Consider the following 12,495-nt stretch of genomic DNA (forward strand, 5'->3'; position numbering starts at 1 on the left):
CGGCCCGGCGGATCCGCCTCGGGCCAGTCGGTGGCCTCGGTGAGAAGCCTGACCGCGCCCTGGGCCCAGTCGGCGTGGGGGCTGGGCTCGTCGACGTGGAGCGTGGCGGGCAGCCGGCCGTGACGCAGAGCCATCACCATCTTGATCACGCCGGCGGCGCCGGCGGCGGCCTGGGTGTGGCCGATGTTGGACTTGACGGACCCGAGCCACAGCGGCCGGTCCGCCGGACGGTCCCGGCCGTAGGTGGCCAGGAGCGCCTGGGCCTCGATGGGGTCGCCCAGCGTCGTGCCCGTGCCGTGCGCCTCGACGACATCGACCCCGGCCGGGTCCACCCCGGCCGTGGCCAGGGCCTGGCGGATCACCCGCTGCTGGGACGGGCCGTTGGGCGCGGTCAGGCCGTTGCTCGCGCCGTCCTGGTTGACCGCCGAACCGCGCAGCACGGCGAGCACCCGGTGCCCGTTGCGGCGCGCGTCCGACAACCGCTCCAGCACCAGCAGCCCGGCGCCCTCGCTCCACCCCGTGCCGTCGGCCGCGGCGGCGAACGGCTTGCACCGCCCGTCCGGGGCCAGGCCGCGCTGCCGGGAGAACTCGACGAAGGTGTTCGGCGTGGCCATCACCGTCACGCCGCCCGCCAGCGCCAGGTCGCACTCGCCCTGCCGCAGCGCCTGCGCCGCCAGGTGCATCGCCACCAGCGACGACGAACACGCGGTGTCCACCGTCAGCGTCGGCCCCTCGAGACCGAAGGTGTAGGCCACCCGGCCGGACGCCACGCTCGGCGTGGAACCGGTCATGATCTGGCCCTCGTAGCCCTCCGGGATCCGGCCCAGGAACCGCGCGCCGTAGTCGTCGTACATGATGCCGGTGACCACCGCCGTCCGGCTGCCGCGCAGCGCCGCCGGATCGATGCGGGCGTGCTCGAACGCCTGCCACGCCGTCTCCAGCAGCAGCCGCTGCTGCGGGTCGGTGGCCAGCGCCTCGCGGGGGCTGATCCCGAAGAACTCCGCGTCGAACAGGGCGGCTTCCCGCAGGAAGCCGCCCTCCCTGGCATAGCTCTTGCCCGTCCGCTCGGGGTCGGGGTCGTACAGCCCGGCCACGTCCCAGCCGCGGTCCTCGGGGAACGGCCCGATCGCGTCCACCCCGTCGGACACCAGCCGCCACAGCTCGTCCGGGGAGTGCACATCGCCCGGGTAGTGGCAGGCCATGCCCACGATCACGACCGGATCGCCGGCGCCCCCGGTCCGGGCCGCGGCTCCCGGCCCCGCCGGGAGCGGTGCGGCGGCCGCGGCGGCGCCGAGCAGTTCGGTGCGCAGATGGCGCACCAGGGTCTCGGGGGTCGGGTAGTCGAAGACGGCGGTGGCCGGCAGGCGCACCCCCGTGGCCTCGTGGATCGCGTTGCGCAGCTCCAGCGCGGTCAGCGAGTCGAGGCCGAGCTGCTGGAAGGTGCGGCCCAGTTCGAGGGAGTCCGGCTCGGGGTGGGCCAGGACGGCGGCGACCCGCTCCCGTATCAGCTCGCCGATCATCCGGTCCTGTTCGGCCTCGGGCAGCCCGGCCAGCCGGCCGGCCCAGGAGCGGGAGGGGGACGCCTCGGCCGGGGTGGCCGTCCGTACGGGCAGGCGCACCAGGCGGCGCAGCGGCCCGGGCAGGGTTCCGGCGGCGGCCTGTTCGCGCAGCACGGCCGGCTCGAACCGGGCGGGGACCAGCACGGGCAGCGCGGTGGCGAGCGCCGCGTCGAACCGGGCCAGGCCCGCGTCCCCGGACATCGCGGCGGTGCCCGAGCGCGCCATCCGGGCCACATCCGCGGAGGCGAGGTGTTCGGTCATCCCCTCGTCCACCCCCCACAGGCCCCAGGCCAGCGAGGTCGCCGGGCCGCCGGCGGCGCGGATGTGCTCGGCGAGGGCGTTGAGGAACGCGTTCGCCGCGCCGTAGTTGCCCTGCCCGCCGCTGCCCAGCACGGACGCGGCGGACGAGAACAGCACGAACGAGGCGAGGCCCGCGTCCCGGGTCAGCCGGTGCAGATGCCAGGCCGCGTCCACCTTCGGCGCCAGAACGGCGTCGAGCCGCTCGGGCGTCAGCGAGGTGACGACGCCGTCGTCGAGCACGCCCGCGGTGTGGACGACCGCCGTCAGCGGGTGCTCCTCGGGGACGGTGGCGAGCAGGGCGGCCAGCGCCGCGGGATCGGAGGTGTCGCAGCTCTCGACGCGTACGTCGGCCGCCAGTCCGGCCGCGAACGCGTCGATGCCCTCGGCGGCCGGCCCGCGCCTGCTGACCAGGAGCAGATGCCGGGCGCCATGGGCCTCGGCGAGGTGCCGGGCGAGCAGCCGGCCGAGCGAGCCGGTCCCGCCGGTCACCAGCACGGTTCCCTCCGGGTCGAGCACCGCCGGCGCCGCGTCCGGGTCGGGGAGCGCCGGGACCAGCCGGGGCACCAGCACCCGCCCCTCGCGGAGCGCCAGCTGCCACTCCCCGGCGGCCGCGGCGGCCGTGACCGCCGGCGCCAGCGCGTCCCGGGACGCCGGGGTGCCGTCCATGTCCACCAGCACGATCCGGCCCGGGTGTTCGGCCTGGGCGGCCCGCAGCAGGCCGAGGACCGCGGCGCCCGCCAGGTCGGCCGGCGCGTCGTCCGCGCCGGTGGCGACGGCTCCGGTGGCGACGGCTCCGGTGGTGAGGACCACCAGACGGCCGGCGGCGAGGGCGTCGTCCGCCAGCCACTCCCGCAGCCGTGCGAGGACGCGGTGGGTGGCGGCGCGTACGCGGGCGGGCGGGTCGTCGTCGCGGGTGCCGTCGTTGTCATGGCCGTCGAGGCAGCCCAGGACGACCAGGTCGGGCGCGGGGGCCCCGGCGGCGACCGAGGCGCTCAGCGCGGCCAGGTCCGGGTGGCGCGCGACGCGCTCCACGGGCAGCGAGGCCGTGGCGGTGTCCGCGCCGCCGGCGTCGCAGACCGCCCAGCGGTCCGGCGCCGCCGGCGCGTCGGCGGCGGGCAGGGCGAAAGGCTCCCAGTCCAGCCGGTACAGCGACCTGTCGGCCGGGCCCGCCCCGGACCACCACCGCTGTGCGGAGACGGTGCGCAGCGCGAGGGAGTCGATGACGGCGACCTCCGCGCCGGCGTCGTCGGACAGCCGCATGGTCACGCTGTCCGGCCCGGTCGGCGTGATACGGACCCGCAGCCGGGACGCGCCGCGCGCGAGCACCCGTACGCCGCCGAAGGAGAACGGCAGCCGGACCGTGCCCGGCGCGCCGCCCGCCTGGTCCTCGCCGGTGAACAGCTCGCCGATCGGGTGCAGGGCGGCGTCCAGGAGCGCGGGGTGGATCGCGTACGCACCGCCGTCCCCCCGCTGTCCGGGGGCCAGGCCCACTTCCGCGAACATCTCCTCGCCGAGCCGCCACGCGGCGCGCAGCCCCGTGAACGCCGGTCCGTACCGGTAGCCCTCGGCGGCCAGTCGCTCGTACAGCCCGGCGACATCGACGGGCTCCGCCCCGGCGGGCGGCCACGAGGCCGGTGGGGCCGCGGGCCCGGGGTTGCCCGGCGTGCCGGTCAGGGTGGCCGTGGCATGCCGCCGCCACGGGCCGCCCGGCCCCTCCACCTCGTCGGGGGCGCCGCCGGACGGGCGCGAATGGACGGTGACGGCCCGTCGGCCGGCCGGGTCGGCGGCCGAGACGGCGACCTGGAGATCCACCGACCCCACCGGGGGCAGCAGCAGCGGCGCCTCCAGGGTGAGGTCCTCGATCCCGTCGCAGCCCGTCCGCCCACCCGCCTGGAGGGCCAGCTCGACGAAGAGCGTGCCGGGCAGCGGCACCGCGTCCACGATGGCGTGGTCGGCCAGCCACGGCTGGCCGCGCCGCGACAGCCGGCCGGTCAGCAGCAGCCCGCCGTCCGCCGGTTCGAGCGCGGCGCGCAGCAGCGGGTGGTCGCTCCGCTCGAGCCCGGCGGCCCGCACATCCGCCTCCGCCCGTGGGGCGTCCCGCCAGTACCGGCGGCGGTCGAAGCGGTAGGTGGGCAGGTCGGTGACCCGGGCGCCGGGCGGGAAGGCGGCGGAGAAGTCGACGGATTCCCCGTCCACATGGAGCCGGGCGAGCGCGGTCAGCAGCGTACGGGACTCGTCGCGGCCGGCCCGCACCACGGCGGCCAGCACCGGAGCGCCCGGGCCGGAGCCACCCGGGCCCTGGGCCGGGCCCTCCTCGGCCAGGCAGTCGCGCGCCATGGTGGTGAGCACGGCGTCCGGGCCCAGCTCCAGAAAACGGGTGACGCCCTCCGCGCGCAGCGCGGCGACGCCGTCGCGGAACCGCACCGGCTGCCGGGCGTGCCGCACCCAGTAGTCGGGGTCGCACAGCTGCTCCGCCGTGGCGAGCGCGCCGGTGACGTTCGAGACGACGGCCATCCGCGGCGGGGCGTAGCCGAGCGACGCGGCGACCCGCCGGAACTCCTCCAGCATCGGATCGATCCGCGGCGAGTGGAAGGCATGGCCGACCCGCAGCCGCCTGGTCCGGCGCCCGCGCTCCCGGAGCGTACGGGCGATCTCCTCCACCGCGCCCTCGTCGCCCGAGACCACCACCGAGGCCGGCGCGTTGACGGCCGCCAGCGCCACCCGGTCGGCGGCGTCGGCCAGGAGCGGCGCCACCTCCTCCTCGGCGGCCTCCAGCGCGACCATCGCGCCGCCCCCGGGCAGCGCCTGCATCAGCCGCCCCCGGGCGGCCACCAGCCGCGCCGCGTCCGGCAGCGACAGCACCCCGGCGACATGCGCGGCGACCAGCTCGCCGACCGAGTGCCCCGCCAGATAGCCGGGCACCACACCGAACGACTCGACCAGCCGGTACAGGGCGACCTCGACCGCGAACAGCGCGGCCTGGGTCACCTCCGTCGCGTCCAGCGGCCCGGCCCCGGCCCCGTCCCCGTCCCCGACGGCGGGCGCGAACACCAGCTCCCGCAGCGACCGCCCCAGCAGCGGGTCCAGCGCCGCACAGGCCTCGTCGAACGCGGCGGCGAACACCGGATACGCCCGGTAAAGCCCCTCGCCCATGCCGGGGCGCTGGCTGCCCTGCCCGGTGAAGAGGAAGGCGCTGCCGCCGAGCCGTGCCGGGGCCAACGCCCGTATCAGGCCAGGATGCGTACGGTCCTCGGCGAGATCGGCCAGCCGGGCGCACAACTCCTCGCCGTCCGCGCCCAGCACGACCGCCCGGTGGTCCAGCGGCGACCGGGTGACGGCCAGCGACCAGCCGATGTCGCAGGCCGGGACGTCCGGGTGCGCGGCCACATGCCCGGCGAGCGCCGCGGCCTGGGCCCGCAGCGACGCCGCGCCGCGCGCGGAGACCAGCCACGGCACGGCGGCGCCCTCCGGGCGCGACGGCGCGCTCCCGGGCGCCTCCTCCCGCGACGGGGCCGGCGGTGGCGGCGCCTCCTCGATGATCAGATGCGCGTTGGTGCCGCTGATCCCGAACGACGAGACACCGGCCCGGCGCCGCCTGTCCCCGGCCGGCCACGCGACCGGCTCGGCCAGCAGCCGCACCGCGCCGCCCTCCCAGTCCACCACGGGCGTGGGCCGGTCGGCGTGCAGCAGGGCGGGCAGCGAGGCGTGCCGCAGCGCCATCACCATCTTGATGACACCGGCCACGCCCGCCGCGCCCTGCGTGTGCCCGAGATTCGGCTTGATCGCGCCCAGCCACAGCGGCCGGTCCCCGGGCCGCTCCTGACCGTAGGTCGCCAGGAGCGCCTGGGCCTCGATGGGGTCGCCCAGCGTGGTGCCGGTGCCATGCGCCTCGACCGCGTCCACATCCGCCGGGGACAGCCGGGCGTTGGCCAGCGCCTGCCGGATGACGCGCTGCTGCGACAGGCCGTTGGGCGCGGTGAGCCCGTTGCTCGCGCCGTCCTGGTTGACCGCCGAGCCGCGCACCACGGCCAGCACCCGGTGTCCGTTGCGCCGGGCCTCCGACAGCCGCTCCAGCACCAGCAGCCCCACCCCCTCCGCGAACGCCGTGCCGTCGGCCCCCTCGGAGAAGGCCTTGCACCGGCTGTCGGCCGCCAGGCCCCGCTGCCGCGCGAACTCCGTGAACACGTACGGCGTCGTCATGACCGTCACGCCGCCCGCCAGCGCCAGATCGCACTCGCCCTGCCGCAGCGCCTGCGCCGCCAGGTGCATCGCCACCAGCGACGACGAACATGCCGTGTCCACCGTGACCGCGGGCCCCTCGAGACCCAGGGTGTACGCCACCCGGCCGGACAGCACGCTGGGCGCGTTGCCGGTGACCAGATAGCCCTCCGCGGCCCGGTCGATGTGCGGAGTGCCGAATCCCGGCAGGGCGGTGCCCGCGTACACGCCCACGGGCGCGCCCTTCAGCGACCCGGGGGCGATGCCCGCCCGCTCCAGCGCCTCCCACGCCACCTCCAGCAGCAGCCGCTGCTGCGGATCGACGGCCGCCGCCTCCCGGGGGCTGATGCCGAAGAACTCCGGGTCGAACCGGTCCGCCTCGTGCAGGAACCCGCCCTCGCGGGCATACGTGGTGCCCGGGTGGTCGGGGTCCGGGTGGAACAGCCGCTCCAGGTCCCAGCCGCGGTTGTCCGGGAACGCGGTCATCGCGTGCCGGCGCGCGGCGACGAGGTCCCACAGATCCTCGGGGGAGGCGATGCCGCCCGGGTACCGGCAGGCCATCGCCACGATGGCCACCGGCTCCCGCTGCCCCTCCTCCACCTCGCGCAGCCGCGCCCGGGTGTCGTGCAGATCGGCGGCGACCCGCTTGAGGTAATCGACCAGCCGCTCTTCGTTCGTCTCAGTGGTCACGGCGCGGCCCCTCTTCCCGCTCGGTCGGGATTCCTCGGCGTTCCTGGCAGACCGGGCTCATTGCACTCCGAGTTCCTTGTCGATGAAGTCGAGGACCTGGTCGGTCGTCGCGGCCTCGAGCCGCTCGGCCGCGCTGCCGCCGTTCGGGCCCGTGGCGTGGGCCGCCTTCCAGGCGGCCAGCAGCGCCTCCAGACGTGCCGTCACCTGGCCGGGGCCGGCCCCCGCGGAGCCGTTCCCGCCGGGCGCGGTGAGCGCCGCCAGCGTCTCCTCCAGGCCCGTCAGCCGGCTCAGCACGGGCGCGTAGACGTCGGCCGCCGCCTGCTCCCGCTCCTCGGGGGCCAGCTGGGTGCGCAGGTGTTCGGCCAGCGCCCCGGGCTCCGGGTGGTCGAAGACGACCGTGGCGGGCAGCCGCAGCCCGGTGGCCGCGGTGACGCGGTTGCGCAGCTCGACGGCGGTCAGCGAGTCGAAGCCGAGTTCCTTGAACGCCGCGTCGGCCGGCACGGCGGCCGGGTCGGCGTGCCCGAGGACGGTGGCGACGTGCCTGCGTACCAGGTCGGTCAGCAGCCGACGCTGTTCGGCCGGGGCGTAACGGCCCAACCGGGTCGCCCAGTCCCCGGGCTCCTCGGCCGCCGCCGCGGTCGGCCGCGCCGCCCCCGCGCCGGAGCGGGCGCCCGCCGCCAGGGCGCGCAGCGGCGCGGGCAGGGCCGCTACGGGCTGCGCCGCCAGCGCCCGGGTGTCCAGGTTGAGCGCGAGCAGCGCGGGCCGCTCGCCCTCCAGCGCCGCGTCGAACAGGTCCTGCCCCTGTTCGGTGGTGGTCGGCACGATGCCCTGCCGGGCGATCCGCGCCACGTCCGCCTCGGTCAGCCCGCCGGTGAGCCCGCTCGCGGCCGACCACAGGCCCCAGCCCACCGACACGCCCGGCAGGCCCTCGGCGTGCCGCCGCTCGACCAGGGCGTCGCAGAACGCGTTGGCGGCCGCGTAGTTGGCCTGCCCCGGGGTGCCGAGTGTGGACGCGAACGACGAGAACAGCACGAACATGCCCAGCGGCAGCCCGGCGGTGGCGCGGTGCAGATGGGCCGCCGCCGCGGCCTTGGCCGACCAGACCTCCGCCAGGCGCTCCCCGTCCTGCGAGGGCAGCATCGCGTCGGCCACGACGCCCGCCGCGTGGACGACGCCGGTGAGCGGATGCGCCGGGTCGAGACCCGCGATCGCCCCGCCGAGCGCTGCCGCGTCCCCGACGTCCACCGCGGCCACCCGCACCCGCGCGCCGAGCGCGCCGAGCCGGGCCGTCAGCTCCCCGGCGCCCGGGGCGTCCGGGCCGCGGCGGCTGAGCAGCAGCAGGTGCCGTATCCCGCGCGAGCGCACCAGGTGTTCGGCGATCAGGCCGCCGAGGGTCCCGGTGCCGCCCGTGATCAGTACCGTGCCCTCCGGATCCGGCGCCGGCGGGACGTCCAGCACCAGCTTCCCGGTGTGCCGGGCCCGGCTGAGCTGCCGCAGCGCCTGCCCGGCCCGGCCGAGCCGCCACGCGGTGACGGGCAGGGCGGTGAGGGCGCCGGCCGCGAACAGCTCGCCCAGGGCGGCCAGCAGCCGCCCGATGCGCTCCGGGCCGGCGTCCGCGATCAGGTCGAACGCCCGGTACGCCACGCCGTGTTCCCGCGCGACCGCGTCCGGGTCGCGCAGGTCCGTCTTGCCCATCTCGACCAGCCGCCCGCCGGTCGCGAGCAGCCTCAGCGAGGCATCGGTGAACTCCCCGGCCAGGCTGTTGAGGACCACATCGACGCCGCGCCCGCCGGTCGCCGACCGGAACCGCTCCTCGAAGTCCAGGTCCCGCGAGGACGCCCGGTGGCCGGCGCCGACACCCATGCCCTCGAGCACCGGGTGCTTCGCCGGGCTCGCCGTCGCGAACACCTCGGCGCCCAGGTGCCGGGCGACCTGGACGGCGGCCATGCCCACGCCGCCGGTCGCGCCGTGGACCAGGACGGTCTCGCCGGGGCGCAGCCCGCCCAGCTCCACCAGGCCGTACCACGCGGTCAGGAAGGCCACCGGGGCCGCGGCGGCCTCCCGCAGGCTCCAGCCGTCCGGCACGGGGGCGACCATCCGGGCGTCCGCCACCGCCACCGGGCCGAACGCCTCCTCGAACAGGCCCATCACCCGGTCGCCGACGGCGACACCGGTCACCCCCTCGGACACCTCCAGGACGACGCCCGCGCCCTCGCTGCCGATCGACGCCGCGGGGTCGGGGTACATGTCCAGGGCGATCAGCACATCGCGGAAGTTGAGACCCGCGGCGCGCACCGCGATCCGCACCTGGCCGGGCTCCAGGGGAGCGGACGCCCGGGGGCTGGGGACCGCCGTGAGGTCGTCGGGGCCGGCCCCGCCGGCCACCAGACGCCAGGCCCGCTCGCCCGGCGGCGCCGTCAGCTCCCGCTCGGCCTCCGCCCGGCCCATCCGGGGCACCAGCGCGCGCCCGCCCCGCAGCGCCAGCTGCGGCTCGTCCGCGCGGACCGCCTCCCGCAACGCCGCCACCAGGGCGGCGCCGGGCTCGGCGGTGCCGGTTTCGGCGGTGCCGGGCTCGGGACGGGTGTCGACGAGGAGGAAACGCCCCGGGTGTTCCGTCTGCGCGCTGCGCACCAGCCCCCACACCGCCGCGGCGGCGGGGTCCACCGGCTCTCCGCCGGCGTCCTGGGCCCGCACCGCCGACCGGGTGACCACGGCCAGCCGCGCACCCTCGAGGCCGGCCCCGCCCAGCCACTTCTGAGCAAGCGCCAGCGTCCCGCGCACGGCGGCCAGGCCCGAGTCCGCCCCCGCCGGGTCCGAGCCGGTCCGTACCGGGGCGACGACGATCTCGGGGGCGGGAGCGCCGTCCTCCACGGCGCGGAACAGCGCGTCGAGACCGGGGTAGCGGTCGGCGCCGGCCAGGCCCGGGGCGCCGTCGCCCAGCACCGCCACCCGCCCCGGCACCGGCCCGGCCACCGCCCCGCCCGCCGGGGCGGGCAGCGGCGTCCACTCGACGGCGAACAGCCCGTGCGACCCCCGCGCCCGGCTCGAGGCGCGCAACCGCCGGCCGTCGGTCTCGCGGAGCGCGACCGCCTCCGCGGTCAGCACCGGGGCACCCGTGGCATCGGCCAGCAGCACCCGCAGCCCGCCGGGCCGCGGCGACAGCCGCACCCTGAGCCGGGTGGCACCCCCGGCCCACAGCCGCACCCCGCTCCAGGCGAACGGGAGGAGCACCGACCCGTGCGCCGGGCCGCCCGGCACGCCGGCGAGCCCACCGGCCGCCAGCACCGGCTGCATCGCCGCGTCGAGCAGGGCGGGATGGATACCGAAGCCATCGGCCCGCTGTGCCGCCTCCTCGGGCAGCACCACCTCCGCCAGCGTGTCCTCGCCCTCGTGCCATACGTTCCGCAGGCCGCGGAAAGCCGGCCCGTAGCCGTAACCCGCCGCCGCGGCCCGCTCGTAGAATCCCTCGGTCGCCACGGGCCGCGCTCCCGGCGGCGGCCACGCCCCGCCCAGGCCCGGCGGCGGGACCGGCTCGGCCGCACCGGGCAGCAGCGTGCCCTCGACATGGCGGGCCCAGCCGTCCGGCGCGCCGGAGCCCTCCTCGGGCCGGGAGTGGACCCGCACCGCACGGCGTCCGTCGCCCCCGGCAGGATCCACGATCACCTGGACCACCAGCCCGCCCGACGCCGGAAGCACCACCGGGACCTGGAACGTCAACTCCTCGACGCCGCCGCAGCCGGCCTCGTCCGCGGCCCGCAGCACCCACTCCACCAGCACCGCGCCGGGCAGCAGGGACACATCCGCCACCACATGCTCGGCCAGCCAGCCGCCCCGCGCCGCCTCCGGCAACCGCCCGGTGAGCACCAGGCTCCCGTCGGGCAGGCGCACCGCCACCGGCAGCAGCGCGTGCCCGACCGGAGTGAGCCCGGCCCCCGCGACATCGCCCGGAGCGGAACCGCCGCTCGCCGGCAGCCAGTACCGCTCCCGCTGGAAGGCGTACACCGGCAGCGGCACCGCCGCCGGCGCGGGAGCGTCGGGGTACCAGCTCGCCCAGTCGACCGCCACGCCCGCGACATGCGCCTCGGCCAGCGCCCGGCACAGCCGCTCGGGGCCGCCCTCGTCCCGGCGGAGCGTGCCGATCCCCACGGCCGGGACACCGGCCGCCCCGAAGCACTCCTGCAGTCCGAGCAGCAGCACGGGGTGCGCGCTGACCTCGATGAACACCCGGTACTCGTCGGCGAGCAGGGCCCGGACCGCCTCGTCGAAACGCACCGGCTGCCGCAGGTTGGTGAACCAGTAGCCGCTGTCCAGACCGGACGCGTCCATGCGGCCGCCGGTCACCGTCGAGTAGAAGGCGACGTCCGAGGCGACGCCGGACACCCCGGCGAGCACCTCCGCCAGCTCGCCGGCGATGCGGTCCACCTGCGGGCCGTGCGAGGCGTAGTCCACGTCGATCGTACGGGCCCGCAGCCCCTCGGCCCGGGCGGCGGCCACCACCTTCGCGACCTGCTCGGGGGGCCCGGACACCACCGTGGACGAGGGGCCGTTCACCGCCGCCACCGTCACATCCGCCGCGGGCCCGGCGGCCAGCCGCCCGGCCCGCTCCACGCCGCAGCCCAGCGAGGCCATGGCACCGTGCCCGGACAGCGCCCGCAGCGCCCGCGCCCGCAGGGCCACCACTCGGGCACCGTCCTCCAGTGTCATGGCGCCCGCGACACAGGCCGCCGCGATCTCCCCCTGCGAGTGGCCCACCACGGCGGCCGGCCGCACCCCGTGCGCCTCCCAGACCGCGGCCAGCGACACCATGACCGCCCACAGCACCGGTTGCAGCACATCGACCCGCCCGATGTCGGCGGCGCCGTCCGCGCCGCGCAGCACATCGGTCAGCGACCAGTCCACATGCGCGGCCAGGGCCCGCTCGCACGCGGCGACGCGGTCCGCGAACACGGGGGAGGAGTCCAGCAGTTCCACACCCATGCCCAGCCACTGCGACCCCTGCCCGGGGAAGACCATCACCGGGCCCGCGCCCACGTCGGCCGCCACGCCGCGCACCACCGCCGGACCCGGCTCGTCGGCCGCCAGCCCTTCGAGCGCGGCCAGGAGCTCCGCCCGGTCCCGGCCCACCACGACGGCCCGGTGCTCGAACGCCGAGCGGCGCGTCGCCAGCGACCAGCCCACCTCGGCGGCGCCACTCGCCGCCCCCTCCGCCGCCAGGAAGGCGCCGAGCCGCGTGGCCTGGTCCCGCAGCGCCGTCTCGCCGCGCCCCGACACGGGCCAGGGCACCACGCCGTGGCGGGCGCCGCCTTCGGCCGTGCCGCGCTCCACCGGGGGCCGCCGCCCGTCCAGCGGGTCGCCGTCGTCCGGGGCCTGTTCGAGGATCACATGAGCGTTGGTGCCGGAGACGCCGAACGACGACACCGCCGCCCGGCGCGGTCTGCCGGTCGCGGGCCAGTCCCGGGGTTCCGTCAGCAGCCGCACCGTGCCGCCGCTCCAGTCCACGTGCCGGGTCGGCTCGTCGATGTGCAGGGTCCTGGCCAGTCTGCCGTCCCGCAGCGCCATCACGGTGGCGATCGCGCCCGCGACCCCGGCCGCCGCGTGGGTGTGGCCGATGTTCGACTTGATCGAGTCGAGCCACAGCGGGCGGTCCGCCGGGCGGTCCGCCCCATAGGTGGCGATCAGCGCCTCCGCCTCGATGGGGTCGCCCAGCCGGGTGCCCGTCCCGTGCGCC

General features: G+C 77.6%; 2 protein-coding genes. Both read right to left on the reverse strand.

Going from position 1 to position 12,495, the window contains the following annotated elements:
• Positions 1-6,767: type I polyketide synthase (locus BBH68_RS36835; RefSeq protein ID WP_141713156.1), on the reverse strand; the 6,767-nt coding region annotated here is incomplete at its 3' end.
• A gap of 57 nt (positions 6,768-6,824) precedes the next feature.
• Positions 6,825-12,495: type I polyketide synthase (locus BBH68_RS36840; RefSeq protein WP_065968257.1), on the reverse strand; the 5,671-nt coding region annotated here is incomplete at its 5' end.

The sequence above is a fragment of the Streptomyces sparsogenes genome (assembly GCF_001704635.1).
Classification (GTDB): domain Bacteria; phylum Actinomycetota; class Actinomycetes; order Streptomycetales; family Streptomycetaceae; genus Streptomyces; species Streptomyces sparsogenes.